Below are 24,724 nucleotides of genomic sequence, written 5' to 3' on the forward strand. Positions count from 1 at the left end.
GAATTGGAGCACCGCGGGGTCGGCTGAGGCCTGAGCGGCCTCGCGCGACCGGTCGGGACCCGGGGTCCTCGTCGGCCGATGCACGGGGCCGCACGTTTGCATCGGTCAAAGCCGGCAAGCAAGAGCCGCCGCCGGATTTCCGCGGGCCTGCGGGACGCACCGTGTGGATCGAGCGTCGCGGATCGGACCCTGGGGATCGGAGGTTGCCCCGCACGGGCGCTCCGCTAGAAAGTCCGGGCGAATTTGGGACGATGCGGCGGGGCGGCGCCCGGACGGGAGAGGATCTGAGGTGACGGCACCCCCGGACCGGCCGCTTGATGCAAGGCAGGACGAGATCGGCGACAGCGGCCCGGCCGAGGCTGCGTCGGTGCGCGTGCGCGCCCCGGCCCGCCTGCATTTCGGCTTCCTGGATCTCCACGGCGGCCTCGGCCGGCGCTTCGGCAGTATCGGCCTCGCCGTCGACGCGCCCGCGGTGGAGCTCGTCGCGGCGGCGGCCGAGGGCCTGACGGCGGAGGGGCCGGAGGCGGAGCGCCTGCTCGCCTATGCCCGCGCCGCGGCCGGGCATCTCGGCGTGCCGGAGGCCGGCGCCTTCCGTGTCACGGAAGCGATCCCGGCCCATGCGGGCTTCGGCTCGGGCACGCAGCTCGCCCTCGCCGTGGCGGCCGCGCTCGCCCGGCTCCACGGCCGTCCCTTCGCCCCGCAGGATTTCGCCGACGCCCTCGACCGCGGCAACCGCTCGGGCGTCGGTCTCGCCGCCTTCACCGAGGGCGGCCTCATCGTGGACGGCGGGCGCGACGCGGGCGGCAGCCCGCCGCCGGTGATCGCGCGGCTGCCCTATCCGGAGGCGTGGCGCGTCGTGCTGATCCTCGACGCGGGCATGACGGGCGTGCACGGCAAGCGCGAGATCGAGGCGTTCCGCGACCTGCCGCGCTTCCCCGAGGCCGAGGCCGCCGAGATCTGCCGCATCGTTCTGATGCAGGTCATGCCCGCCGCCGTGGTGGCGGATGCGGACGCCTTCGGGGCGGGCATCACCGCGATCCAGCGCCGGATCGGCGATCATTTCGCGCCCCACCAGGGCGGGCGCTACGCCAGCCCGGCCGTCGCCGAGGCCCTCGCCTCCATCGCGGATCGGGGCGTGGCGGGCTTCGGGCAGAGTTCCTGGGGGCCGACCGGCTTCGCGCTGCTGCCGTCCGAGGCGGAGGCCCGTGCCCTGGTCGCGTCCCTGGAGCGGCCGGGGCCCCTGCGCTTCGTGATCGCGCGCGGCCGCAACACGGGCGCGAGCGTGGACGCGGCCTGAGCGTGGACGCGGCCTGAGCGTGGACGCGGCCTGAGCGTGGACGCGGCCTGAGAGCGGCACCGGGCTCCCTCTCCCGTTCGGGAGAGGGTCGGGGTGAGGGGTGCGAGACTTCCGGAAAGGCCGCACGCCCCACACGGTCCGCGTCCCGCGGACTCGACCTTTCCCGGACGGGACAGGTGGATCCGGGCCGGTCAGCCCTTCTTGATGATCGGGGCGGGCTCGACCGGGGCGGGCGGCGGCTTCGGCGCGCAGGCCGTCGCGGCCAGCGCCAGGGCGGCGGCGATGGCGCCGAGGATGATCTGCTTCGTGGTGGGAGCAAAGGTCGTCACGGTCGTCTCCAGAATTGGACCGTGGGCAAACCTATCGAGACGACGTCATCCAGATAGTGCATTCTTGCAACGCCCATGAAAATCAGTCGACGGAATTTGAATATTTCAAAAGGGCACTTGCCGGAACATCCCGGCCCGCCGATCGACCGGTGCCGGCCCTCCGCGCACGATTTCCGGGGCCAAGGCGCTTGACCCGGCCCTGCCGGAGGGCTTTTGACCTGTCGCGAGGCACGGCGCGTCAGGCGGCGGCCGATCGCGGAGGAGAAGACCGAACATGGCGCGCTCGATCCTGCACATGCTCACGCCCCTCAAGCACATGAGTCCCTTCGACGTGAACATGGCCGTCGATGCCGGCTTCGAGACCATCGTCACCTACACCGGCGTCGACCTTGCCGACGTCGTGTCCCTGACGCAGGACTCGATCTTCTCCCGCGCACCGCAGGACGGCACCCGGACCGGCATCTTCATCGGCGGCAAGAACGCCGAGGACGCCCTCGACATGGTGGACCGGGCGAAGAAGGCGTTCGTGCCGCCCTTCGCCAACCACGTCTTCGCGGACCCGGCCGGATCCTTCACCACCGGCGCCGCCATGGTGGCCGAGGTCGCCCGGGCGCTGCGCTCGAAGTTCGGCACCGACCTCAAGGGCAAGCGCATCGTGATCTTCGGGGGCGCCGGCGTCGTCGCCTACGTGGCGGCGGTGATCGGCGCGCTCGAAGGCGCCAGGGCCGTGCTCGTGGGCCACGACGGCGAAGAGCGCGTCTCGAAGATCGCCTTCACGATGAAATGGCGCTTCGGCATCGAGGTCGGCGCCGTCGACGGCTCGACGGTCGAGGCGCGCCGTGCCGCGATCCATGACGCCGAGGTGATCCTCTCGGCCGGCCCCGCCGGCATCCCGATCCTGTCGGCGGAGGATCTCGAATCCGCCCCGAAGCTCTTGGTCGCCTCGGACGTCAATGCCGTGCCGCCCGCGGGCATCGCCGGCATCGACGTCAACGCCGTCGATGTCGCCCTGCCGACCGGCAAGGGGCTCGGCATCGGGGCGCTGGCCGTCGGCAACGTGAAGTACCAGACCCAGTGCCGGCTGTTCCGCCGGATGCTCGATTCCTCCGAGCCCCTCTGCCTCGATTTCCGCGACGCCTACACGCTCGCCGTCGAGATCGCGGGCTGACGCGGGAGCGGGCTGGCACGTCGGTGGCCGGGGAGGCGATCCTCGTCGCCGCCCAGTCGGGGCGGGCGCTCGCCGAGAGCGCGCGGCGGGCGGGCCTTCGCCCCTTCGTCGCCGACCTGTTCGGTGATGCCGACACTCTCGAGCGCGCGGAGGATTACCGGCCGCTCCCCGGCCGCTTCGGCACCGGGCGCCTCGGCGGCGGTGCGCTGCTCGGCGCCCTCGACGCCCTGGCGGAGCGCGCCGGGCCGCGCTGCCTCGGATTGGTGCTCGGCTCGGGCCTCGAGGGCGCGCCGGACCTGATGGCGGAGATCGCCCGGCGCCACCGGCTGATCGGGGCAGGCCCGGAGACCGTGGCGGCCCTCAAGGAACCGCTCGGCTTCGCCGCCCTCTGCCGGCGGCTCTCCATCCCGCACCCGGCGGTGACGCGGGACGCCCTCGACGATCCGGCCGGCTGGCTCCTGAAGCGGGCGGGCGGCTCGGGGGGCGGCCACATCCGCCCGGCGACGCGGGGTCGCGCCCCGGCCGGCACCTATTTCCAGGCCCGCGTGCCGGGCCGGGCCTTCGGCCTCTCCGTGCTCGCGGACGGGCGCGATATCGCCGTGGTGGGGCTCACCGAGCAGTGGAGCGCGCTTACGCTCCTGCGGCCTCACCGATACGGCGGGGCGGTGCTGCGCGCCGCCGCGGAGGCGCTGCCGCTGCCGGCCGCCCTCGTCGGAGAGATCACGGGCGCGGTCGCGCGGCTCGCCGCCGCCACCGGCCTGCGCGGGCTGGCCAGCGCCGACATCCTGTCGGACGGCGCGCGCTGGTGGCTCACCGAGATCAACCCGCGCCCCGGCGCCACCCTCGACATCCTCGACCGGCGCAGGGGCAGCCTGCTCCTGGCGCATGTGTCGGCCGCCGAGGGCCGCCTGCCGCCGCTCGCCCCCCGCCGGTGGATGCGGCGGCCGCCGAGATCTGTTACGGGGCGCGGGATTACCGTCCGGTGCCGCCGATCGCGTGGCCCGATCACGCCCGAGACCGGCCCCGCGCCGGTACGGACGTGGCCCGGGACGCGCCGCTCTGCACCCTGCTCGCCACGGGCCGGGACGGGGCGGCGGCGCGGGCGGCATTGCGGGAGAGGGCGGCACGTCTGCACGCCCTCCTCGACCAGGAGGGAACCGATGAGCACGAGTGTGAAGTATCCGAGCGTCAACGCGCTGACGGCGCCGCTGGTTGAGCGCCTCGTCGCCGACGCGGAGGTCTTGCGGCTCGCGGTGACGCAGGAGCCCGGCGGCGCCCGGATGGTGGATGCCGGCGCCTCCGTGCGGGGCTCGATCGAGGCCGGCCGCCGCATGGCCGAGATTTGCCTCGGCGGCCTCGGCACGGTGACGATCAGCCCCTCGGGCCCCGTCTCCTCCTGGCCCTACTCGGTGGTGGTGCACGCCAACGACCCCGTCATCGCCTGCCTCGGCAGCCAGTACGCGGGCTGGAGCCTCGCCGACGAGACGGGCGATTCCGGCTTCTTCGCCCTCGGCTCGGGGCCGGGCCGGGCGGTCGCGGTCGTGGAGGATCTCTACAAGGAACTCGGCTACCGCGACACCGCCACGAAGACCGCCCTGGTCCTCGAGGCGGCGAGCGGGCCGCCGGCCTCGGTCGTCGCCAAGGTGGCGGAGGCCGCGGGCCTCAGCCCCGAGGACGTGACCTTCATCTTCGCGCCGACGCAGTCGCTGGCCGGCTCGACGCAGGTCGTCGCCCGCGTCCTCGAAGTGGCGCTGCACAAGGCGCACACGGTCGGCTTCGACCTGCACAAGATCGTGGACGGCATCGGATCGGCGCCGCTCTCGCCGCAGCACCCCGATTTCGTCCAGGCGATGGGCCGCACCAACGACGCGATCATCTACGGCGGCCGGGTGCAGCTCTTCGTTGAGGCCGACGAGGCGGATGCGCGCCAGCTCGCCGAGCAGCTCCCCTCGACCACCTCGAACGACCACGGCGCCCCCTTCGCCGAGATCTTCGCCCGGGTGAACGGGGACTTCTACAAGATCGACGGCGCCCTGTTCAGCCCGGCGGAGGTGATCGTCACCTCGGTCAACACCGGCAAGAGCTTCCGGGGCGGTCGCCTGATGCCGGAGCTCGTCGACGCGTCGTTCGCGTAAGCTTCGGCCACCTCTCCCGTCCGGGAGAGGTCGAGTCGGCATCAGTCGACCGGGTGAGGGATGCGACCTCTCCGGATACGGCGCACCCCTCACCCCAACCCTCTCCCGAACGGGAGAGGGAGCGTGCCTCTCGCAAAAACCCTTCGTCCTCCACCGGAACCATCCCTCCATGCGCATCGGGCTCGCGGCCGATAACGGGTCCTGGCACAAGGGCCGCCTGAAGGCGGCGCTCACCGCGCTCGGGCACGAGCCCGTGCTGTTCTCCCTCGCCGACGTCGCCGTCGTGACGGGCGGGGGCGAGCCGCTGCGCGTGCCCGGATTCTCCGACGCGCTGCCGGACGGCGTGCTCCTGCGGACCATCGCGGGCGGCACCTTCGAGGCCACCACGATGCGCCTCGGCGTGCTCCACGCCCTGGTCGCCTCCGGCGTCACCGTCTGGAACAGCCCCGTCGCGATCGAGCGCTCCGTCGACAAGGCGGCGACCTCGCTCCTCGTCGCCCGGGCTGGGCTGCCGACCCCCGACACCTTCGTCGTCTCGCGGCGGGAGGCGGCGGCCGAGATCGTCGCCCGCGAGGCGAGGCCCGGCCGGCCTCTCGTGCTGAAGCCGCTCTTCGGCTCGCAGGGGGAGGGACTGCAGCTCGTCGAGCGGCCGGAGGACCTGCCCCCCGAGGACGCCGTGAACCGCGTCTACTACCTGCAGCGCTACGTGCCGCGCAGCGACGGGCTGTGGCGGGACTACCGGGTCTTCGTCTGCGAGGGCCGCGCCATTGCCGGCATGATCCGCGAGGGTGACGGCTGGATCACCAACGTGCACCGGGGCGGGCGCCCGCACGCCTGGGCGATGCCGGCCCGCGCCGCGGAGCTCGCCGAGGCCGCGGCCGCCGCGGTCGGGGTCGATTACACCGGCATCGATCTCGTGGAGGACGGGCAGGGCGGCTTCCTCGTGCTGGAGGTCAACAGCATGCCGGCCTGGTCCGGCCTGCAGCGGGTGACCGAGGTCGACATCGCGGGTGCCGTCGCCCGCGGCTTCCTCAACGCGGTGCGGGCGGCCCGGCCCGCGTCGCGCCCCGCCCTCGTCGCGGCGCAGGGCTGAGATGGCGGCCCTCGCGCCGGGCCTGATCGCGACGCTCTACCGGGCGGCCTGCCTCGCCGAGCTCGACGCGATCAAGCCCGGCAACGTCCACGTCCACGGAGCCGGCCACCGGATGGAGGTCGCCGATTTCGTCGCGAGCGCCGAGGTCTCGGCGCCCCATCTCGCGGCGGCGGGGGCGGGGGTCGGCGCCCGGGTCGCGGGCGCGATGGACGCGACCATGCGGGCCGTCGGGCAGAACACCAACCTCGGCATCCTGCTCCTCTGCGCTCCGCTCGCCGTCGCGGCCGAGCGGGGCGCGACGCTCCCCGCCGTGCTCGCCGGGCTCGACGAGGCGGATGCGGAGGGGGTCTTCGCCGCGATCCGCCGGGCCAATCCCGGCGGCCTCGGGGCGGCGGCCCGTCACGACGTGACGGCGTCGGACCCGGTCCCGCCGCTGCGGGAGGCGATGGCGGAGGCGGCCGATCGCGACGCCATCGCCCGGGCCTACGTCACCGACTACGCGGAGCTTCGCGCGATCGGCCTCGAGGCCCTCACCCGCGCCCGCGCAGCCGGCCTCGCACCGCCCTGGACCACGACCGCCGTGCACCTCGCTTATCTGACGCGGCTGCCGGACAGCCACATCGCCCGCAAGCACGGGGCGGCGCGCGCGGAGGCGGCCAGGGCCGAGGCGCAGGCGGCGCTCGCCGATCTCGTCCTCGGGGAGGGGGCGGCGGCGGCGCTCCTCGCCCACGACCGGGCGATGAAGGAGGCCGGGCTCAACCCCGGCACGAGCGCCGATCTCACCGTCGCCACCCTGTTCCACGCGGCCCTGACGGAGGCTGGCGCGGGGCTCGTCAGACCTTAGCCGGGCCCGCGCCGGAGCCCTGCGCGCAGTGCGGGGGGAGCCCGCGATAATTTACCGATTCCGGGGCGGGGAGCAGGGTTGTTACGGGGAGGGCCCCGCTGTAGGGTCCGCGCCGCTATCCGGGCTAACCGGTTCGGCCCCTTGCCGAACGTCGCAAACAAGGATGGCCGTCGGCCGTGCCTGATTCCGGGGCGGCCGTGTCTTTCGATTAGCAGGGAGAGACCCCGAATGGCAAAGATCAACAAGGTGCAGGTCGGCGAGGCTCTCGTCGGTGACGGCAACGAGGTCGCCCACATCGATCTCATCATCGGACCGCGCGGCTCGCCGGCCGAGACGGCCTTCTGCAACGGCCTCGTGAACAACAAGCACGGCTTCACCAGCCTGCTCGCGGTGATCGCGCCGAACCTGCCGTGCAAGCCGAACACGCTGATGTTCAACAAGGTCACCATCAACGACGCCCGCCAGGCCGTCCAGATGTTCGGCCCCGCCCAGCACGGCGTCGCCAAGGCCGTCCAGGACGCGGTTGCCGAGGGCATCATCCCGGCCGACGAGGCCGACGACCTCTACATCCTGGTCGGCGTGTTCATCCACTGGGAAGCGGCCGACGACGCCAAGATCCAGAAGTACAACTACGAGGCGACGAAGCTGTCGATCCAGCGCGCCGTCAACGGCGAGCCGAAGGCGTCCGTCGTCACCGAGCAGCGCAACTCCGCTCAGCACCCCTTCGCCGCCAACGCGTAGATCGGGGACAGTCCTGGGCAGAGCGCGCCTCCGCCCGCACCGCGGGGCCTGCTCCAGCGACTGGCTTCCATCTTCCTCGGCCGCTAAGGCCCTTCAGGTGGGACGGCACACGCCGTCCCACCTTTTTTCTTGCCGCTTTTCTTGCCGTCAGCCTTCGCCGAGATCGGCCGCCCCGATCCGCCCGTCGTGGATCGCGGAGGCCACGAGGGCGCCCGCCGCGCCGGCCGCGCGCAGGGCGGCGAGATCGCCCGCGCCCCGCACCCCGCCCGCCGCGTAGAGCCTTGCCCGCGGCGCCAGCGCCCGCGCCGCCGCGAGCCCGTCGAGATCCGGGCCGAGCCCGGCGCCGACCCGGTCGAGGCTCATCACGATCACGTCGTCCGGCCAGATCCCGGGCCGCGCGTGCAGCCCCGCCGGGTCGAGGCGCTCCGCCCCGCTGCGATCCAGCGAGAGGATGGCGCGCGCCCCGCAGGCCCGCACGAGGTCCGGGTCCCGCTGGCTCTCGCTGCCGAGGACGGGGCGGGCGAGGCCGGAGGCGATCACGGACTCGACGGCTCCGGCCTCCGCGAAGCCCGCGTCGAGCCAGAGGGCGACGCCGGGACAGGCGCGGGCTACCGCGGCGACGGCGGCGAGGTTAGGCGGGGCGCCATCCATGATGGCGTCGAGGTCGGCGAGGTAGAGGATCCGCGCGTCGACCGCGCCGGCCAGCGCCGCCGCGATCGGCCCCGGCTCGGATCCCTTTGCCAAGGGCGTCTCGATCGGGGCATAGGAGTGGCGCTCGCCCCTGCGCGCCCGCACCACGCGGCCGTGGCGCAGGTCGATCACCGGGATGACCGAGAAGGACGTCCCCATGCCCACCTCCCTCTCTTGCCGGGAACCGAACGCTTGACCCGAGACGCCGCGCCAGACGCCGAGCCCACGATCGGCTGGGATCTCGGGGGGTCCATGTCAAGGCGGCCCTCGTCTCGGGGGGCCGGGTGCGGGCGGTGGTGCAGGCGCCGTGCCCTCTCTGGCGGGGCCTGCCGGCCCTCGACAAGACCCTCGCGGATCTGCCGGACTGGGCCGCGGGAACGCCCGCCACGCGGTCACGATGACGGGCGAGCTGACGGATTGCTTCAGCGACCGCACGGACGGCGTCGCGCAGCTCTCGGGCTGGGCGCGGGCGAACCTGCCCGGACGCGTCGCGATCTACGCCGGCCGCGGCGGCTTCGTGGCGCCGGAGGCGGCGGAGTCCTGCGCGGCCGACATCGCCTCGGCCAACTGGCACGCCACCGCAGCCCTGGTCGGGCGCCACCTCGCCGAGGGTCTCCTCGTCGATATCGGCTCGACCACGGCGGACCTGATCCCGGTGGTCGCGGGCCGCCCGGCCGCGTCGGGCTACAGCGACGCCGAGCGCCTGGAGACCGGGGAACTCGTCTACACGGGCGTCGTGCGCAGTCACCTCGTGGCGCTCGGCCCCGACGCGCCCTGGCGCGGGCGCCGCACCCGCCTGATGGCCGAGACCTTCGCCAACACGGCCGACCTCTACCGGCTCACCGGCGAGCTGCCCGAGGGCGCGGACCAGCAGCACAGCGCCGACCTCAAGGGCAAGTCGATTCCCGAGAGCGAGACCCGGCTCGCCCGCACCATCGGCCGAGACCGGGGGAGGGCACGGCCGCCGAGTGGCGGGCGCTCGCGGCGCATTTCGCGGAGGCGCAATTGCGCCTCCTCCACGACGCCGCCGCGACCCTGCTGTCGCGCCCCGACCTCGCGTCCGACGCGCCCCTCGTCGCCTGCGGCGCGGGCGCGTTCCTGGCCGAGCGGCTGGCGCTCCGCCTCGGGCGTCCCTGCCGCGCCTTCACCGACCTCGTGGCCGAGCGCATCGCGGGAAGCCCCGAATGGGCCTCGACCTGCGGTCCCGCCGTCGCGGTCGCCCTCATCGGCGCCGCGGACCTTCCGTGACCTGAAACGTTTCCCTCACCCGATTCCGGAGACCCGCATGCGCCCGACGCAGAGACTTGCCCGCATCCTGGCGACCCGTTCCGGCGATGGCATCGAGCTCGCCATCGCCACCGCGACCGGCGAGACCCTGAAGGTGCTGGCCACGCAGGAGCAGATCGACATGCTGGTGGACGAATTGGAGGACATCCTCAACTCGCCCACGGAGGACGCGCCCGGCGGACCGCCGGAGGCGGCGTAGGGCCGGAGGGGCGGCCCGACATCCCGGTGCCCACCGCCGCCGGTCCGTTGCGGAGCGGCAGGGCGGCGTGCTCCACTCACCGTCCGTCGAGGAGGAGAGCTGAGCCATGCCGACCTACATCGTCAGGACGGCCAATCTGGTCCTGTCCGAGGCGCAACGGCAGCGGATCGCGACCGCGATCACCGAAGCCCACGGCGGCAACACGGGCGCGCCGGGCTACTTCGCGCAGGTGTTCTTCGAGGCCGCTGGCCCGGGAACGCACTTCATCGGCGGACGACCGAACGACGTCCCGCACGTCTTCGTCCACGGGCTCATCAGGGCGGGGCGCACGGCCGAGCAGAAGCGCGGCCTGATCGAGGCGCTCTGCACGCGCGTCGGGACGGCGGCCGGAATCGGGCACGAGGACGTCTGGGTCTACGTCCAGGACATCGTCGCCGAGCAGATGATCGAGTTCGGCCGCATCCTGCCGGAGCCCGGGCGGGAGGCCGCGTGGCGGCAGGGCTTCTCGCCCGAGAAGATCGGTGACTTCCAGCGTGCCGGCGTGGCGGTCTGAGCGAAGCACGGCCGCACGGCGAACCGCGCCCCACAGGAGCGAGCGGTCGGGACGTCTCGCACGCCCGCATCGGGGGCTGGGCGCTCACGCATACGCCGGAGACACGACGCACGCCCTCTCCCGAACGGGAGGGGGGCCTCCCGGCTCGTGCTTCGGAGCATGGCGCGGGTCCCCTCTCCCGTTCGGGAGAGGGACAGGGTGAGGGATGCGACCTCTCCGGAGACCTCGCACCCCTCACCCGGTCCGCCTGCGGCGGGCGCGATCTCTCCCGGACGGGAGAGGTGGGCTCCCGCTCAGCCCGGGCGGACGAACCGCTACCGCAGAAAGTCCCCGAACGCCCTCGGCCCGTCGCCGACCTCGATCTCCTTCGTCACGCCGAGCGTCAGCGCGTCGATCACGCTGACCGTGTTGGCGCCCCAGTTCGCCACGTAGAGCCGGCTGCCGTCGCGGGTGGCCGCGATGCCTTCGGGATGGTCGCCGACGTCGATCGCCGTCACGGGCTTGAGGGTGGCGAGGTCGAACACCGTGACGCTCGCCGTGTACTGGTCGGTGACGAAGCCGCGTCCCCGGCGAGCGCCACGACGTAGGGGCGCTCGCCCGTCTTCACCCGGGCGATCTCGCGCGCCGAAGCGAGGTCGATCACCGAGACGTCGTCCGAGAGGACGTTGGCCGCGTAGGCACGCCTGGCCTCCGGATCGAGGGTGAGGCCGAACGGGTGGCGGCCCACCGGGACGACCTTGGTCTCGCGCCGGCTCGCGGCATCGACCACCGAGACCGTGTCGGCCTCCCGGTTCGCTACGAGCAGCGTGGCGCCGTCCGGCGTGACCGCGATGCCCGACGGCGAGGCGCCGACCGCGATCTCGCCGTCCGGCACCAGGGTCCCCTCCCGCGGCACCAGCACGAAGAGGCGTTTGCCGTACCAGTCGGCGACGTAGACGATACCCGAGCGCGGGTTGCAGGCGATGCCGAGGGGGCCGCCGGGCAGCGGCACCGTGCCGGTGACCCTGCGGGCGTCGAGGTCGAGGATGGCGAGGCCCGGCCCGTCCGGCCGCGTGACGTAGGCGGTCTTCCGGTCGGGCGAGAGGGCGATGCCCGCGGGCGAGCCGGGCACGGGGATGCGCGCCGCGACCTTGGCCGCGTCGAGATCCAGGATCTCGACGGCATTCGCGCCCTGCACCGTCACCACCGCCTCGGCGGCAGCGGCCGGGAGCGCGGCGAGGAGTGTGAGGCCCGAGAGACCGGCGCGCAGCCGGCCTCCCGCCTCGGCGAGGCTTCGCACGCCGGCTACGAGCCCTTCTCGACCTTGGCCTTCAGGGCGTCGAGGCCCGTGCGGTAGAGGCCGCGCACGGCCTTCTCGGAGTTCTCGTCGTTCAGCTCGGGCGGCGGATCGTTGTTCATGTAGCCGCGGTAGAAGGCGCCCTTCCAGGTGACCTTCGACTTGCCGCCCGCGTCCTCGACCTCGATCGTCGAGGAATAGTCGTTCACCGGCAGGGTCTTCACGTCGACCTTGTCGATCCGGTACGAGTAGCTCTTCTTCTCGGCGGAGTACTTGGACAGCTCCTCCACCACCGTGGCCCCGCCCTTGAGCGTCAGCGTGCGGGTGGCCTTGGCGTCGTTGCCGCCCGTGCCTTCCGTCTTCTCGACCGGCGGCAGCCAGCTCATGTCCTGGAAATTGCCGACGACCGCCCAGACCTTGTCGGCGGGCGCGTTGATCTCGACGCTCTCCGAGATCTTCCGGCGGGTCGGCCCGTGGGCCTCGGCGGAGAACGACACGACGGCGAGCGCCGCCGCCGTCGCGAGTGCCAGCATCTTCATGGGGTCCCTGTCTCCTTCACGCGCCGCTTTTCTCAGGCGGCGTCGGGGTTTGCGAGGATTCGGTCCGTGCCGAGGGCAGCCGAGACCTTGTCCTCGATCCAGCCCCAGGCCTCGCGCTCGCGGGGCCCGGCTGTCTTGGATATCGCGATGGCGAGATAGCGCATCTCGGAGAGGATCTTCTCCGGCTCCAGCATGTGGAGGCGCGTCGAGAGGATGGCGGCCTCCAGCACCGCGCTCTGGGCGCGGTTGAAGCCGAGGAAGGGGGCATGACTCTCCCGATGCACGGCGCGCCCCCGGTAGCGCGGGCGCGTCGCGTCGTCCTCGACCGAGACCACCTCGAACTCGGCATGGGCGAAGCATTCCGCGAGCCGCATCCCGCGGATCTTCGCGCAGGGAACGACCGGCCAGTCGCGCCGCCCCGTGACGCAGCCCGCGATGACGCGCACGTCCCGCGGGGCGGAGGCCGCGAAGACCGGGCTCGCGTCGAGGTTGAGAATCGTCGGCGAGGGCCGGAAGGGCGCGAGGATGAGGTCCTCGCCGTCCTCGATCAGCCCGAAGGGCACGAGGTGCAATTCGCCCGCGGGCGAGAGCGTCGTCACGATGGTCTCGAGGATCAAGGGCATGGGTCAGGCCTCGTCCGCCGGCACGAGCTTGCCGCAGACGATCCGCGCCGGCCGGTCACCGGGTGTTTCGGTCAGGCCCTCGGCTTCCGCCCGCGCCGCGCCCTCGTCGACCGTCTCGGGCGGCGCGGCATCGGCCTCGGCCGGCACCTTCGCGGCATCGCGCGTGCCGGGCGGCGGACCGCCGGGGCCCGAATGCTTGGTGTGGCCGGCCTTCTTGAAGGCGGTGGTGTCCTCGGCCTCGTCGTCGGCGGCCGCGCCCCAGCGCAGGGGCTCGTCCTGCACGTAGCGCTTGCCGAGCCGGAAGGCCGTCTCGGCCTTGGCGAGCTCGGCGCCCAGGTAGAAGGCGTGGGCGCCGTCGCTTTCCACGTTCAGGTCCGGGAAGAAGGCCATCGCGTCGGTGCCGACCTTGTGGACGTCGCGGTTGTAGACATGGATGCCGTCCTCGGCGACCGCGATCCGGTAGTTCGGGTCGCGTACCTCGGCGGCGAGGGTCGCGATCTCGTCGGGTGTCTGCACGAAGGGGCGCTTGTCGTGAAGTGCCAGAAGTGCCCGGCCGTAGCCCTTCGGCAGGGCGGAATCGGCCTTGGCCGCGTACATGACGCGCCGGGCCGCGTCGTGCTCCTCCACCGTGCGACGGGTGTGGTTCGAGACCTGCACGATCAGCACGTTGCGGATGGCGAGTTCCGAGCACATGCCGAGGAGGAGCGCCGTGACGCCGAGGCTGTCGGCTTCCGTGAGCTCCGTCAGGTTGCCGGTGCCCATCATCATCTCGATGCCGGGATGACGGGCTCGCACCTCGCGGTAGCGGGCAATCGAGTCGACGAAGCCGAAATGGATCGGCTCCAGGATCGGGTCGGCCATGTAGGGGCGGCCGGCGCGCTCCATCCGCTCGATCGCCCGGTCGAGGGAGGGCATGTCGTCCGGCCGCATCGGCACGAGGACCGGCACCGCGTCGGTCTCGAAGGCGAGGTCGAGATTCTCCTCGTTGAGGCTGAGGAGGTAGTCGGCCCCCGCCCCGGCGCCGCGCCGCAGCTCGTCGAGGGAAAAGGAATCGACGCTGACCCTCAGCCCCGCCCCCTTCAGGAGGCGCACGCTGTCCTCGAGATGCGGGAAGTCGGTGTCGGGCAGGCCGCCGAGGTCGATCACGTCGGCGCCGCGGCGGGCGAGGTCGAGGCCCTTGGCCAGGATCGCGTTGGGCGTCATCTTCGAGGCGTCGACGATCTCGGAGAAGATGCGCAGGTCGTGCCGCGACAGGTCGACCGTGCGCCCAGCGAGCCCGAGATGGGCCGGCAGGTCCACGATCTCGTCGGGCCCCCGCTCCACCGGCACGCCGAAATGGGAAGCGAGCGCCTCCGGGTTCGCCCGGCAGCGCCCGGGCAGGAGGATGCGGGTGGCGCCGTCCGGGATCCGGACCCGGCGGCGGATGATCTCCTCCGTCATCAAGGCGGCGACCTTCACCCCGGCATCGGCGATCGTCCAGGCGAAGCGGTCGGCGGGCAGGCCGGCCGCGACCTTTTCCAGCCGCGCCCGGGCGAGCTTGCCCGTCACGAAGACGAGGTGCTCGGGGGCGCGGGCGCCTTGCTCGGAGGTGCTCACGCCGCAACTTTCAGGTGCATGTCGGCGCCCCGCACGACGATGCGGCCGCCGTAGCGCGCGGCGAAGTCGGGGAAGGCGGCATCGACGAGGCCGAGCCGGGCCAGTTCCTCCGGCCCGGCGCCGGGCGGGCAGGGGGCGGCCTTCAGGAGGAGGCAGCGCTCGGCTCCGGTCTCCGTCGCCAGCCAGAGGGCGAGGCTGTCCGAGGTCACGGACCAGGATTCGGGGATGTCCGGATGACCGGATGCGAGATCCGCCGGATCCCAGACGGGCAGCCCGCCGGCGCGGGCGTGGCGCGCCGCCGCGGCCGGATTCCGGATGATCGCGATCAACGTCTCGAGGTCGCGAAGATGATCGCTCACGCGCCCCATCGCGGCGAGGGCGAGGCGGTGGGCGTGCGCGTCGTCGAAACCCTCGGAGACCTGCGCCGCCCGCACCGCGTCGGCGTGAGGTCCGCCCCCCGGCACCAGGATGCAGGGCCCTTCCGCCCCCTGGGCCAGGCCCGCGAGGATGGCGCGCAGGCGCGCTCGGTCGCCGAGCAGGCTCCCGCCGAGCTTGACCACGCTGAGGGCGGGCGCGCTCACGCGGCGTCCCGTCGGCCAAGTGCCCGGAGCGCCGCGACGCCAGCGTCGATGCGGACGGGATCGAGCCCGCCCCGCCGGTCCCCGCCGCGGCAGAGGCCGCCCCGGAAGCCGAGGTAGTCCGGCCGATGGACCGCCAGTCCGGCGATGTCCTCGACCCGGAGCGAGCCGGCGAGCCCGGTCATGAGGCCCCCGGCCCGGCATCCGGCGCAGAAGGCCGAGAGGATGGCGGGCGCGACGATGTCGGGCAGGCGCCGCCCGTCCTTCCCCGCCGTGTCGATCATCGCGCCGACGAAGCCCGCGGCGGCCAATACCGCCGGATCCTCCGGCCCGACCCCGTCCTCGGCGAAGAGCACGGCGATGAGGCGCCCCGGAGCGGCGCCCGCAGCGGCGGCGAGCGCCGTCGGGCTCCGCCTCAGGTTCGGCGGCACCGCCACCTTGAGGAAGTCGGCGGCCGTGCCCGCAAAGGCTGCCACGCGCCGCGCAAGATCCGCCGCGCCCTCGGGCTCGCCGGCCACCGCGCTCGTGGCGGCGCGTCCCCGCACGGCGGCGAGGATCGAAGCGACGCTCGCCTCCGGGAGCGCCCCGAGGGCGCCCCGCTCCGGGTCCTTCGCATCGACGAGGTCGGCCCCGGCGCCCGCCGCGAGAGCCGCCTCGGCCGCGTCCCGGACGCTGACGAGGAGGCGCGGCGCGGCGGGGGAGGGAACGGACGGGTTCGGCACGGCGGGCTTCGGATGTTGGCTCAACAGGATCTTCAGGACCGGTTCGGCAGGGGCTCGGCGAGGAGCCGGTTCTTAACGACCCAACGCATGGCGTGGGCCCAGGTATCGTCGGTATCGGCCCGGATCACCACCTGCCCGCCGCGCACGACCTTGCCGGTGGCCGCGTCGCTGATGACGACGTTCAGGTTGAAGATCTGGTTCGATCCCTTCTCCACATAGCCGGTCACGGCGAGGTCCGCACCCAGCGTCTTGGCAATGCCTGCCGCGCAGCCCTCGCATTTGTAGAGGGGCGCCTGCTTGGCGATCTCGGCCGATTGCGGGGCGACGTCGACGGGCTCCACAGCCCCGTTCGCCTGCAGCGCCTTGCGCAGTTCCTCGGTGACGAGGGCGAGCTTGCGGATCTCGTCGGGGCGCGGCTTACGGCCGCCGACGACGCCGGGATCGAGCAGCTCGACCGGGAAGATCGCGGCCTTCTCGGGGGCGGCCGAGGCCGGCGCGGCGGCGAGCACGAGGGGCAGGACCAAAAGGGGAAGGGCGGGGGCGCGTCGGGACATGCGTGACGGTCTCGTGCGGGCGGCCCGGGATGAGAAAAGGCGCGCCGGATGCCGCGACTGGCCGCGCCCGGCCCTACACCTCGGGCGGGAGGAGGATTTGGCAACGGGCGGATGCAAGCGGCTCGACGCTCCCCCTCCGGCGCCCTTCGCGGCGCGGGCGTTCGCGCCCTTAGGCTTCCCTTATGCTTCCGGCGTTGAGTGCGCGGGGACAATATTGCTAGCGTGCCGCCCGCATGCGCATTCCCTCCCGCTCTCTCCTCGCCGTCCTCGCCCTGTCGCTCGCGGGGCCGGTGCCACTCGGACCGGCGCGCGCGCAGGAGCCGGCGGCGGTGCCGGCCCAGCCGCAGGCGCTCGAGACGCGCATCGGCATCCTCTACCAGCCTCAGCCCTCCCCCGCCTCCTACGACGCCGAGGCCGTCCCGGAGGACGAGGGCGTAGCCGGCGCCCGGATGGCGATCCAAGACAACAACACCACCGGCCGCTTCACCAAGCAGACCTACGCCCTCGACGAGGTCGCGCTCACGGAGGGCGGGCCGAGCGCCGTCGAGGCCGCGAAGGGCCTCGTCGCCAAGGGCGTGAAGTACCTCGTCCTGACGCTGCCCGCCGCCGAGGTCCTGGCGGTCTCGGACGCCGTGAAGGCGGACGGCGCGGTCGTCTTTAACGCGGCCGCCGCTGACGACGCCCTGCGCGGTGCGGAATGCCGCCAGAACGTCTTCCACGTCGTCCCGAGCCGGGCGATGCAGACGGACGCGCTCGCGCAGTTCCTCACCTTCATGCGCTGGCGCAAGCTCTTCCTGATCGTCGGCCCGAACGAGGCCGACCGGCTCTATGCCGAGGCCTGGAAGAACTCGGCCCGCAAGTTCGCCCTCAAGATCCAAGCGGAGAAGCCGTGGACCTTCGGGCCGCTCGCCCGGGCGCGGGGCGACACGCCGACCCGGGCCGAGGCGATGGTCTTCACCCGGGGCATCGACTACGACATGGCGATCGTGGCCGACGAGGCGAACGACTGGGGCGATTACGTGCCCTACAAGACGGTCGATCCGCGCCCCGTCGGCGGCACCCAGGGCCTGATCGCCACGACCTGGCATCCGACGCTGGAGACCTGGGGCGCCGCGCAGGCGCAGAACCGGTTCCGTCGGCTCGCGGGGCGCCTGATGCGCCCCCTCGACTATCAGGCCTGGGCGGCCGTTCGCACGGTCGGGGACGCGGTGACCGCGAAGAAGACGAACGATGCCGCCGCCATCGGCCCGTTCCTCACCGATCCGGCCTTCAGCCTGCCGGCCTACAAGGGCGTGTCGCTGAGCTATCGCCCCTGGGACCACCAGTTGCGCCAGCCGCTCATCGTCGTGCAGCCGAAGGCGGTGGTCTCGGTCTCGCCGGAATCCGGCTACCTGCACCAGCGCACGCCGCTGGACACGCTCGGCATCGACCTGCCAGAGACGGCCTGCAAGTTCCGATAGGCGGGGATTCCCGCCGGCCTGCGGCAATCGTGATCGGGCCCGCGCGGGCTCCGAGCCTCGCAACCTGCGGGAAACGCACTACTATCGCGCGCAATCGCTCGCCCGAAGATGGCGGGCGCCAGGGGAGGAGGTCCTATGAGCCGCTGCGTCAAGGCGGGGTTGAGCGTCGCGGCCCTCGCGGCCGGGCTGCTCGCAGCCTCGGGTTCGGCAGAGGCCTACACGGTCTACGTCACGAACGAGAAGGGCAACTCGGTCAGCGTCATCGACACGAGCACGCTCACCGTCACCGGGACCTGGAAGGTCGGGCGCCGCCCGCGAGGCGTGACCACGAGCAAGGACGGCAAGGAACTCTTCGTCTGTGCAAGCGACGACGACCGGATCGACGTGCTCGACACCGCGAGCGGCAAGGTGGTGCGCTCGCTCCGCTCCGGCCCCGACCCCGAGCAGTTCATCCTCGCGCCGGAGGGGAACCCCCTCTACGTCGCCAACGAGGACGACAGCCAGGTCACGGTCCTCGATATCGAGAAGAACAAGATCCTGGCCGAGGTGCCGGTCGGCGTGGAGCCGGAGGGAATGGGCCTGTCTCCGGACGGGAAGGTGCTCGTCAACACCTCCGAGACCACCAACATGGCCCATTTCATCGACACCAAGACCTTCCAGGTGATCGACAACGTGCTGGTCGACGCGCGCCCGCGCTTCGCCGAATTCACAGCGGACGGCAAGTTCCTCTGGGTCTCGGCGGAGGTCGGCGGGACGGTCAGCGTCATCGACGTGGCGACGCGGCGCGTCGTGAAGAAGATCAGCTTCAAGATCCCGAGCGTGAACGACGAGGCGATCCAGCCCGTCGGCATCCGCATCACCAAGGACGGCGCGAAGGCCTTCGTGGCTCTCGGTCCGGCCAACCGCGTCGCGGTGATCGACGCCAAGACCTACGAGGTCGAGAAGTACCTCCCGGTCGGCCAGCGGGTCTGGCAGCTCGCCTTCACGCCAGACCAGAAGCTCCTGTTCTCCACCAACGGCACCTCGAACGACGTCTCGGTGATCGACGTCGAGGCGGGCAAGGTGGTCAAGAGCATCCCCGTCGGGCTGCTGCCCTGGGGTGTGGCGGTTTCGCCGCAATAGCCGAGACCTCGGCCAGGACATCGACGTGGCAGGACGCCCGAAGAGGCGGCACGGGAGGAGCACACAGGATGAAGCGGACATTCCGGCTCGCGGCGCTCGGCCTCGCGGGTCTCCTCGCGGCGGGACCGGCACTCGCCCTCGACCTCACGAAGAAGCGCCAGAACCTGCCCGACCTCGTGCTCGGCAACGAGGAGGGCAACGACTTCGTCGTCGAGAACAAGGACATCGAGATGGAGGCCGGCAAGGCCTACCGGCTGCGGATCGTCGCCAAAGGCCGGCAGGAGTACAAATTCTACGCGCCGGAGTTCTTCCGGTACATCTGGCTCAACCAGATCGTCATCAACCATCTGGAGATCCACGGGGGCGGCCCGCCGGACCACCTGGAATTCGACGATCCGGGCGAGATCGCCATCGAGTTCGTGGCTATCAAGCCGGGCGAGTACAAATGGGAGGCCCGCGGTCTGGAGTCGAAGGGCATGACCGGCACGATCTCGGTGAAGTAGGAGCCCCGCATGCGCCTCACAGCACTCGCCCTCGCGGCCTGCCTCGCCGCCGCGCCGGCCCTCGCCGACGACAAGACCGCCTGCACGGAGGGCATCGCCGCGATCAAGGCGGCGCTGTCCCAGAACCCGCCGGAGGCCGCCGCTTCCAAAGCCAAGAAGGCCCTGCGCGTCGCCGAGCGCGAGCAGGGGGAAGGCGAGTTCGACGAGTGCGTCGACGCCGTCTCCGACGCCAAACGGGCCCTCGGGAAATGACCGCGGGCCGCGAGGCGGAGGCGGCCCTCGACGTCGCGCATGTGAGCCACCGGTTCGGAGCGCGGGCGGCCCTCTCCGACGTCTCGATCCGCGTCGAGCGGGGCCGCTTCATGGCGCTGCTCGGGCCGAACGGCGCGGGCAAGACGACGCTCTTCTCGGTGATCACCCGCCTCTACAACAACCAGGACGGGCGGGTCGCGATCTTCGGGCACGGGCTCGACCGGGAGCCCTCGCGGGCGCTCGCCCGCCTCGGCGTGGTGTTCCAGGCCCGCACCCTCGACACCGACCTGACGGTGGCGCAGAACCTCCACTACCACGCGAGCCTGCACGGGATCGGCCGCAAGGCCGCGCGGGCGCGGATCGCAACGCTTCTCGACCGGGTCGGCCTCGCCGACAGGCGCGACGACAAGGTGCGCACGCTCTCGGGCGGCCAGTCGCGGCGCATCGAGATCGCCCGCTCGCTCGTGCACGGGCCGAGCCTGCTGCTGCTCGACGAACCGACCGTGGGGCTCGACCTCGAGTCGCGGGCCGACATCGTCGCCATCGTGCGGGCGCTGGTGCGGGAGGAGGGGCTCTCCGTGCTCTGGGCCACGCACATCTTCGAGGAGATCGAGCCGGGCGACGACGCCGTGGTGCTGCACCGGGGCCGCATCGTCGCCCGCGGTCAGGCGGGCAGCATCGGCACCGAGGGCGAGAGCCTGGAGACCGCCTTTCGCCGCCTCGTCGCCGACACGAAGGACGGAGCCTGGCAGGCCGCATGAGTACGCAGACCCACACCGCCGCAGGCCCCGCCGCGCCAGCGCGGACGCAAGCCGCTTCCCATCACGGCCGCCTCGACGCCGTCGGCTACCTGACCTGCCTCGGTGGCATCGTCCGCCGGGAATTGCTGCGATTCTTCAATCAGAAGGAACGGTTCTTCTCGGCGCTGGTGCGCCCGCTCGTCTGGCTGTTCATCTTCGCGGCGGGCTTCCGCAACACGCTGGGCGTCTCGATCGAACCGCCCTACCAGACCTACGTGCTCTACGAGGTCTACGTGGTGCCCGGACTCGCCGTGATGATCCAGCTCTTCAACGGCATGCAATCGTCGCTTTCCATGGTCTACGACCGCGAGGTCGGCTCCATGAAGGTTCTGCTGACGAGTCCCTACCCGCGCTGGACGCTGCTGCTCGCCAAGCTGATCGCCGGCGTCACCGTCTCGGTCGTGCAGGCTTACGCCTTCCTGGCCGTCGCCTGGTTCTGGGAGACCGACATCCCGCCGATGGGCTACCTCGCGGCTCTGCCCGCCTTCGTCGCCTCGGGGCTGATGCTCGGCGCGATCGGGCTGCTCCTCTCCTCGATGGTGCGGCAGCTGGAGAACTTCGCCAGCGTCATGAACTTCGTGATCTTCCCGATGTTCTTCGCGTCATCGGCCCTCTATCCGCTCTGGCGTATCCGGGAATCCTCGGAGACCCTCTACTGGATCTGCGAGTGCAACCCGTTCACGCACGCGGTGCAGCTCGTGCGCTTCGCCCTCTACGGGCAGTTCGAGCCGCTCGCCTGCGCCGTCGTCCTGGGCACCACGCTCGCCTTCTTCACCCTCGCCGTGATCGCCTACGACCCCGGCCGCGGCATCATGGCCCGGCGCGGTGGTCCGGCCGGAGACAATTCATGATCCGACAGACCTCGCTCGCCCTGGCCGCACTCGGCCTCCTCGCCGGCACGGCGCTCGCCCACCCGAAGCCCGACCCGGACTGGCCTTGCGTGCAGCGCAAGGTGCCGAGCTTGAGCGCCGGCACGGTCTGGAACGGCCCCGACCTCGAGGCGGCCGGACCCTGGGGCGACGATTTCGAGGCGGCGGCGCTTGCCCAGAAGTTGGCCTCGCGCCGCACCGACGTGACCGAGGTCGATAGCCTCCTCGACGCCTACGTGGCGAAGCTCGACGAGGCAAAGGACCCCGAGAAGGCGAAGCACTTGACCCACGTCTTCGCGGGCGTGTTCGAAGTGATCAACGGCGAGCGCTCGCGCGTGATGAGCGGCATCACCCGCTACGCCCAGGGGCAGCGCCGGATGGCCGAGCGCATCCGCCAGGAGGCCGACCAGATCAGCCAGACCAAGGATGCGCCGAGCGCCCAGGACGCTCGCGATATCCCCAAGGACCAGTCGGAGATCGAGACGAAATTCGCCTGGGACCGGCGCATCTTCCAGGAACGCAGCCAGTCGCTGACCTATGTCTGCGAGGTGCCCACGCTCTTGGAGCAACGGCTCGGCGAGATCGCGCGCAAGATCCAGGCCCGGCTCTGAAATTCGCCATCGACGAAACTGAAGGTTGCATCGGCGCCGGGACCTTCCCAACGTCGCGCAGCCTCGCCCAAAGTGCGACCGAAAGAGGCCTTGCCACTTCATCCCGAACTTGCTTGCCGGAAGTACCCTAACACGCTGAAATTGTAGAAGAAATCTGTTGCATCGACGCCACGAGGCGCTGCCGACGGGGCCGGTGCGCCGATTTCGCGTCGAAAGCGTGGCGGCCCCGATTGTCCGGATCCCCGATGCCCCTCATGAAGGGAGGGAGAGCCCCGTCGAATGGGGCCGCGTCTCGAATTTCATGGGGTTGGGGAAATGGGTATGCGGGCGCTTCGCGGCAGCCTGATCGCATCGGTGGCCATGCTGCCGTGCCTCGCGCAGGCACAGCAGGGCGGCACTCAGGCGGTCACCCTGCCGGAGCTCGACGTTGTGGCGACGACGCCGGTCGGCGGCATCGGCAATTCCGGCGGCGCGAGCGGGGTCTCCGGCCTCGGGCGCCAGCCGGTCTCCAAGGTGCCCTTCACGGTCGAGACCGTGACCGCGGCCGAGATCGCCCAGGATCGCGCCACCCTCGATCCCACCTTCACCCTGGCCCGTCGCACCGCCGGAGTGAACCTCTCCGACGGCCAGGGCAACAGCTTCCGGCAGACGCTGACCTACCGCGGCTTCGATGCCTCGCCGCTGCAGGGCGCCCCGCAGGGCCTCGCCGTCTACCAGAACGGTGTGCGCATCAACGAGGCCTTCGGCGACGTGGTGAACTGGGACCTGATCCCCTCCGTCGCGATCAACCGGATCGACATCGTCACCGGCAACCCGATCTTCGGCCTCAACGCCCTCGGCGGCGCCGTCAACATCGAGATGAAGAACGGCTTCACCTGGCAGGGTAAGGAGGTCACGGTCTTCGGCGGCTCGGACGGGCGTATCGCCGGCACGCTGCAATACGGCGAAGTCATCGGCCCCTGGAGCTTCTACTTCGCGGGCGAGGGCCTTCGCGACCGGGGCTGGCGCTTCCAATCGCCCTCCGAGATCGGCCGCGTCTACGCCGACCTCGGCTACCGCACCCTCGATTCCGAGTTCCACATCGTCGCCTCGGGCGCCAAAACCTTCTTCGGCGCGGCGGCCGCCGCCCCGGTCGACTTCACCCGCGTCGACGAGCGCGCGATCTTCACCTATCCGCAATCGATCGCGACCGAGATGGGTCAGATCCAGGTCAACGGAAAGGTCAACATCTCGCCGACCTGGGATCTGGCCGGCAACGCCTATGTCCGCCGCTTCAGCCAGTTCGTGATCGACGGCAACGACGCCGAGTTCGAGAATTGCAGCCGGCAATCGTCCTTCCGCGGCTCGCTCTGCGCCGAGGATGACGGCTTCATCCGTGCACCGGGACAATCGGAACTCGCGTTCCGGAACCAGTTCCTCCTGCAGGGGCGGAACACGCCGCGCATCCCCTTCACGCCGGGCGTGCCCTACGGCACCCTCGACACGGTGCGCACGGAGGCGCTCGGCTGGGGCGGCACCCTGCAGGCGACGAACCGCGACCGGATCTTCGACCACACGAACACCTTCATCGTCGGCGGCAGCATCGATGTCGCGGATTACGGGTTCAAGTCGCAGAGCACGCTCGGCATCATCAACCCGGACCTGTCCGTCACCACGAACCCGAACAACCCGACCTACGGGTTCGTGCCCGGCGTCGGCACGCAGCAGCTGCGCACCGCGGCGGCACTCGGCATCGCGCCGAGCTCGGTCACCGGCTCCAACCTCTATATGGGCCTCTACGCCCTCGACACGTTCGACGTGACCGACGCCCTCTCGGTCACGGCGGGCGCGCGGCTCAACTTCGCCCGCATCTCGACGACGGACCTCACCGGCTTCTCGCCGGACGTCAACGGCACGCATTACTTCAACCGGATCAACCCGGTGGCGGGCCTGACCTACCGGTTCTTCCCGTGGATGACCCTCTACGGCGGCTACTCGGAATCGAACCGCGCGCCGACCCCGTTGGAGCTCGCCTGCGCCAACCCGCAGCGCCCCTGCCTGCTGCCGAACTCACTGGTCGCCGACCCGCCGCTGGAGCAGGTGGTGGGCCGCACCTACGAGGCGGGCTTCCGCGGCACGGTGCCGAACTTCTACGAGGACGGCATCTTCAACTACAAGCTCGGCTTCTTCCGCACCGACCTCTCGAACGACATCCTCCAGCTCGCCGTGCCGGGCAACGCCGCCCGCGGCTACTTCGTGAACGTGCCCGCCACCCAGCGCCAGGGCATCGAAGTGCAGGCCGAGTACGCGATGCCGGGCCTCAGCGTCTACGCCAATTACGCGCTGATCGACGCGACCTTCCAGTTCACCGGAACGCTCTCGTCGCCGAACAACCCGCTCGCGAATCCCGACGGCTCGATCGACATCCGGCCCGGCAACAAGCTGCCGCTCGTCCCCGAGCACCAGTTCAAGATCGGCTTCGACTACGCGATCACGCCGATCTGGCGCTTCGGCGCGAACCTCGCCGCCTATTCCTCGTCCTTCTTCCGCGGCGACGAGTCGAACATCAACCGCAAGCTGCCCGCCTATTACACGGTCAACCTCAACTCGAGCGTGCAGATCACGGACAACGCGCAGATCTTCCTGCTCGTCACGAACCTGTTCAACAACCGCTACGCCAATTTCGGCACCTTCCTCGAGCGGGACAACAACTTCGCCAACCGGTACGTCCTGAACGACCCGCGCACCACGACCCTGGTTCAGCCTCTGTCGGTCTATGGCGGCCTGCGTTACACGTGGTGATGGCACGCGCCTGCGCCCGGACGCCGCACGCCCGAGCGCAAGTCTGCAACCTCGGCGGGAGGAACTGATCCTCCGGACATCGCTTCTCTCCCCACTCTGATG

General features: G+C 71.5%; 24 protein-coding genes and 3 pseudogenes. 18 read left to right on the plus strand and 9 right to left on the minus strand.

Annotated features, from left to right (window positions below):
• The first annotated feature begins 334 nt into the window (after window positions 1-334).
• Window positions 335-1,297: a beta-ribofuranosylaminobenzene 5'-phosphate synthase family protein gene (locus DK389_RS20640; RefSeq protein ID WP_194075247.1), complete on the plus strand. Its 963-nt coding sequence runs from the start codon at window positions 335-337 to the stop codon at window positions 1,295-1,297.
• A gap of 191 nt (window positions 1,298-1,488) precedes the next feature.
• Here DK389_RS20640 and DK389_RS33480 read toward each other — a convergent pair whose 3' ends face one another.
• A complete protein-coding gene (locus DK389_RS33480; RefSeq protein WP_194075095.1) occupies window positions 1,489-1,626 on the minus strand; it encodes a hypothetical protein in 138 nt (45 codons plus the stop codon).
• Between the two features lie 274 nt (window positions 1,627-1,900).
• Here DK389_RS33480 and DK389_RS20645 point away from each other — a divergent pair, with 274 nt between their 5' ends.
• The 6 genes and pseudogenes from DK389_RS20645 (at window position 1,901) to fae (ending at window position 7,607) form a co-directional block, all read left to right on the plus strand.
• On the plus strand, window positions 1,901-2,794 hold the full coding sequence (locus DK389_RS20645; RefSeq protein ID WP_109892372.1) for an NAD(P)-dependent methylenetetrahydromethanopterin dehydrogenase: 894 nt from the start codon (window positions 1,901-1,903) through the stop codon (window positions 2,792-2,794).
• Window positions 2,795-2,817: 23 nt separating this feature from the next.
• Window positions 2,818-4,010 (plus strand): annotated as a pseudogene (locus tag DK389_RS20650) (ATP-grasp domain-containing protein).
• Complete coding sequence (gene mch, locus DK389_RS20655; RefSeq protein WP_109892374.1) at window positions 3,955-4,929, plus strand: methenyltetrahydromethanopterin cyclohydrolase; 975 nt, start codon at window positions 3,955-3,957, stop codon at window positions 4,927-4,929. Before DK389_RS20650 ends, mch begins: the two are co-directional and overlap by 56 nt.
• 169 nt (window positions 4,930-5,098) lie before the next feature.
• The gene (locus tag DK389_RS20660; protein WP_109892376.1) at window positions 5,099-6,022 is read left to right on the plus strand and encodes an ATP-grasp domain-containing protein; all 924 of its coding nucleotides are present in this window, start codon (window positions 5,099-5,101) and stop codon (window positions 6,020-6,022) included.
• Window position 6,023: 1 nt separating this feature from the next.
• Complete coding sequence (locus DK389_RS20665; RefSeq protein WP_109892378.1) at window positions 6,024-6,866, plus strand: triphosphoribosyl-dephospho-CoA synthase; 843 nt, start codon at window positions 6,024-6,026, stop codon at window positions 6,864-6,866.
• A 228-nt stretch (window positions 6,867-7,094) separates the two neighbouring features.
• Window positions 7,095-7,607, plus strand: coding sequence for a 5,6,7,8-tetrahydromethanopterin hydro-lyase (fae, locus tag DK389_RS20670; RefSeq protein ID WP_109892380.1), 513 nt, complete (start codon window positions 7,095-7,097; stop codon window positions 7,605-7,607).
• Window positions 7,608-7,754: 147 nt separating this feature from the next.
• Here the strand turns inward: fae and DK389_RS20675 are convergent, their stop codons facing one another.
• Window positions 7,755-8,456: a HisA/HisF-related TIM barrel protein gene (locus tag DK389_RS20675; protein WP_109892382.1), complete on the minus strand. Its 702-nt coding sequence runs from the start codon at window positions 8,454-8,456 to the stop codon at window positions 7,755-7,757.
• A 33-nt stretch (window positions 8,457-8,489) separates the two neighbouring features.
• Between DK389_RS20675 and DK389_RS20680 the strand changes: the two are divergent.
• The 3 genes and pseudogenes from DK389_RS20680 to DK389_RS20690 all read left to right on the plus strand — a co-directional run bounded on the left by DK389_RS20680 (window position 8,490) and on the right by DK389_RS20690 (window position 10,336).
• Window positions 8,490-9,545, plus strand: a pseudogene (locus DK389_RS20680) (hydantoinase/oxoprolinase family protein).
• A 37-nt stretch (window positions 9,546-9,582) separates the two neighbouring features.
• The gene (locus DK389_RS20685; protein WP_109892384.1) at window positions 9,583-9,783 is read left to right on the plus strand and encodes a hypothetical protein; all 201 of its coding nucleotides are present in this window, start codon (window positions 9,583-9,585) and stop codon (window positions 9,781-9,783) included.
• 106 nt (window positions 9,784-9,889) lie between these two features.
• On the plus strand, window positions 9,890-10,336 hold the full coding sequence (locus tag DK389_RS20690; protein WP_109892386.1) for a tautomerase family protein: 447 nt from the start codon (window positions 9,890-9,892) through the stop codon (window positions 10,334-10,336).
• A 314-nt stretch (window positions 10,337-10,650) separates the two neighbouring features.
• Here the strand turns inward: DK389_RS20690 and DK389_RS20695 are convergent.
• The 7 genes and pseudogenes from DK389_RS20695 to DK389_RS20725 form a co-directional block, all read right to left on the minus strand.
• Window positions 10,651-11,585: pseudogene (locus DK389_RS20695) on the minus strand (YVTN family beta-propeller repeat protein).
• Between the two features lie 35 nt (window positions 11,586-11,620).
• On the minus strand, window positions 11,621-12,151 hold the full coding sequence (locus DK389_RS20700) for an SRPBCC family protein (protein ID WP_109892388.1): 531 nt from the start codon (window positions 12,149-12,151) through the stop codon (window positions 11,621-11,623).
• Window positions 12,152-12,183: 32 nt separating this feature from the next.
• The gene (locus DK389_RS20705; protein WP_109892390.1) at window positions 12,184-12,774 is read right to left on the minus strand and encodes a DUF447 domain-containing protein; all 591 of its coding nucleotides are present in this window, start codon (window positions 12,772-12,774) and stop codon (window positions 12,184-12,186) included.
• 3 nt (window positions 12,775-12,777) lie between these two features.
• On the minus strand, window positions 12,778-14,370 hold the full coding sequence (locus DK389_RS20710; protein ID WP_109892392.1) for a DUF6513 domain-containing protein: 1,593 nt from the start codon (window positions 14,368-14,370) through the stop codon (window positions 12,778-12,780).
• A complete protein-coding gene (locus DK389_RS20715) occupies window positions 14,367-14,951 on the minus strand; it encodes an amino acid kinase family protein (protein WP_109892394.1) in 585 nt (194 codons plus the stop codon). Before DK389_RS20715 ends, DK389_RS20710 begins: the two co-directional genes overlap by 4 nt.
• Window positions 14,948-15,694: a (5-formylfuran-3-yl)methyl phosphate synthase gene (locus DK389_RS20720; protein ID WP_236960199.1), complete on the minus strand. Its 747-nt coding sequence runs from the start codon at window positions 15,692-15,694 to the stop codon at window positions 14,948-14,950. The genes DK389_RS20715 and DK389_RS20720 overlap by 4 nt, the downstream gene beginning before the upstream one ends.
• Before the next feature lie 8 nt (window positions 15,695-15,702).
• On the minus strand, window positions 15,703-16,224 hold the full coding sequence (locus DK389_RS20725; protein ID WP_109892396.1) for a DUF3280 domain-containing protein: 522 nt from the start codon (window positions 16,222-16,224) through the stop codon (window positions 15,703-15,705).
• 233 nt (window positions 16,225-16,457) lie between these two features.
• Between DK389_RS20725 and DK389_RS20730 the strand changes: the two genes are divergently transcribed.
• The 8 genes from DK389_RS20730 (at window position 16,458) to DK389_RS20765 (ending at window position 24,622) form a co-directional block, all read left to right on the plus strand.
• Window positions 16,458-17,684, plus strand: a complete 1,227-nt coding sequence (locus DK389_RS20730) for an ABC transporter substrate-binding protein (RefSeq protein ID WP_109892398.1) — start codon at window positions 16,458-16,460, stop codon at window positions 17,682-17,684.
• Window positions 17,685-17,819: 135 nt separating this feature from the next.
• Window positions 17,820-18,806: a YVTN family beta-propeller repeat protein gene (locus DK389_RS20735; protein ID WP_109892400.1), complete on the plus strand. Its 987-nt coding sequence runs from the start codon at window positions 17,820-17,822 to the stop codon at window positions 18,804-18,806.
• Window positions 18,807-18,874: 68 nt separating this feature from the next.
• On the plus strand, window positions 18,875-19,309 hold the full coding sequence (locus tag DK389_RS20740; protein ID WP_109892402.1) for a cupredoxin domain-containing protein: 435 nt from the start codon (window positions 18,875-18,877) through the stop codon (window positions 19,307-19,309).
• Between the two features lie 9 nt (window positions 19,310-19,318).
• Window positions 19,319-19,561 carry a hypothetical protein gene (locus DK389_RS20745; RefSeq protein ID WP_109892404.1) on the plus strand — a complete coding sequence of 81 codons (243 nt, stop codon included), beginning with the start codon at window positions 19,319-19,321 and terminating at the stop codon, window positions 19,559-19,561.
• Window positions 19,558-20,322, plus strand: coding sequence for an ABC transporter ATP-binding protein (locus DK389_RS20750; protein ID WP_109892406.1), 765 nt, complete (start codon window positions 19,558-19,560; stop codon window positions 20,320-20,322). The genes DK389_RS20745 and DK389_RS20750 overlap by 4 nt, the downstream gene beginning before the upstream one ends.
• Entirely contained in the window at window positions 20,319-21,212 is an 894-nt protein-coding gene (locus tag DK389_RS20755; protein WP_109892408.1) for an ABC transporter permease, read from the plus strand. Before DK389_RS20750 ends, DK389_RS20755 begins: the two co-directional genes overlap by 4 nt.
• Entirely contained in the window at window positions 21,209-21,841 is a 633-nt protein-coding gene (locus DK389_RS20760; protein ID WP_109892410.1) for a hypothetical protein, read from the plus strand. The genes DK389_RS20755 and DK389_RS20760 overlap by 4 nt, the downstream gene beginning before the upstream one ends.
• A gap of 360 nt (window positions 21,842-22,201) precedes the next feature.
• Entirely contained in the window at window positions 22,202-24,622 is a 2,421-nt protein-coding gene (locus tag DK389_RS20765; RefSeq protein ID WP_418292070.1) for a TonB-dependent receptor, read from the plus strand.
• Window positions 24,623-24,724 lie beyond the last annotated feature (102 nt).

The organism is Methylobacterium durans (assembly GCF_003173715.1).
Taxonomy (GTDB): Bacteria; Pseudomonadota; Alphaproteobacteria; order Rhizobiales; family Beijerinckiaceae; genus Methylobacterium; species Methylobacterium durans.

What these genes read in the sequence shown, in the direction of transcription:
- DK389_RS20645 (WP_109892372.1), top strand. Translation starts at nt 1,901, where the DNA reads ATGGCGCGCTCGATCCTGCACATGCTCACGCCCCTCAAGCACATGAGT.
- mch (WP_109892374.1), top strand. Translation starts at nt 3,955, where the DNA reads ATGAGCACGAGTGTGAAGTATCCGAGCGTCAACGCGCTGACGGCGCCG.
- DK389_RS20660 (WP_109892376.1), top strand. Translation starts at nt 5,099, where the DNA reads ATGCGCATCGGGCTCGCGGCCGATAACGGGTCCTGGCACAAGGGCCGC.
- DK389_RS20665 (WP_109892378.1), top strand. Translation starts at nt 6,024, where the DNA reads ATGGCGGCCCTCGCGCCGGGCCTGATCGCGACGCTCTACCGGGCGGCC.
- fae (WP_109892380.1), top strand. Translation starts at nt 7,095, where the DNA reads ATGGCAAAGATCAACAAGGTGCAGGTCGGCGAGGCTCTCGTCGGTGAC.
- DK389_RS20675 (WP_109892382.1), bottom strand. Translation starts at nt 8,456, where the DNA reads ATGGGGACGTCCTTCTCGGTCATCCCGGTGATCGACCTGCGCCACGGC.
- DK389_RS20685 (WP_109892384.1), top strand. Translation starts at nt 9,583, where the DNA reads ATGCGCCCGACGCAGAGACTTGCCCGCATCCTGGCGACCCGTTCCGGC.
- DK389_RS20690 (WP_109892386.1), top strand. Translation starts at nt 9,890, where the DNA reads ATGCCGACCTACATCGTCAGGACGGCCAATCTGGTCCTGTCCGAGGCG.
- DK389_RS20700 (WP_109892388.1), bottom strand. Translation starts at nt 12,151, where the DNA reads ATGAAGATGCTGGCACTCGCGACGGCGGCGGCGCTCGCCGTCGTGTCG.
- DK389_RS20705 (WP_109892390.1), bottom strand. Translation starts at nt 12,774, where the DNA reads ATGCCCTTGATCCTCGAGACCATCGTGACGACGCTCTCGCCCGCGGGC.
- DK389_RS20725 (WP_109892396.1), bottom strand. Translation starts at nt 16,224, where the DNA reads ATGTCCCGACGCGCCCCCGCCCTTCCCCTTTTGGTCCTGCCCCTCGTG.
- DK389_RS20730 (WP_109892398.1), top strand. Translation starts at nt 16,458, where the DNA reads ATGCGCATTCCCTCCCGCTCTCTCCTCGCCGTCCTCGCCCTGTCGCTC.
- DK389_RS20735 (WP_109892400.1), top strand. Translation starts at nt 17,820, where the DNA reads ATGAGCCGCTGCGTCAAGGCGGGGTTGAGCGTCGCGGCCCTCGCGGCC.
- DK389_RS20740 (WP_109892402.1), top strand. Translation starts at nt 18,875, where the DNA reads ATGAAGCGGACATTCCGGCTCGCGGCGCTCGGCCTCGCGGGTCTCCTC.
- DK389_RS20745 (WP_109892404.1), top strand. Translation starts at nt 19,319, where the DNA reads ATGCGCCTCACAGCACTCGCCCTCGCGGCCTGCCTCGCCGCCGCGCCG.
- DK389_RS20750 (WP_109892406.1), top strand. Translation starts at nt 19,558, where the DNA reads ATGACCGCGGGCCGCGAGGCGGAGGCGGCCCTCGACGTCGCGCATGTG.
- DK389_RS20755 (WP_109892408.1), top strand. Translation starts at nt 20,319, where the DNA reads ATGAGTACGCAGACCCACACCGCCGCAGGCCCCGCCGCGCCAGCGCGG.
- DK389_RS20760 (WP_109892410.1), top strand. Translation starts at nt 21,209, where the DNA reads ATGATCCGACAGACCTCGCTCGCCCTGGCCGCACTCGGCCTCCTCGCC.
- DK389_RS20765 (WP_418292070.1), top strand. Translation starts at nt 22,202, where the DNA reads ATGCTGCCGTGCCTCGCGCAGGCACAGCAGGGCGGCACTCAGGCGGTC.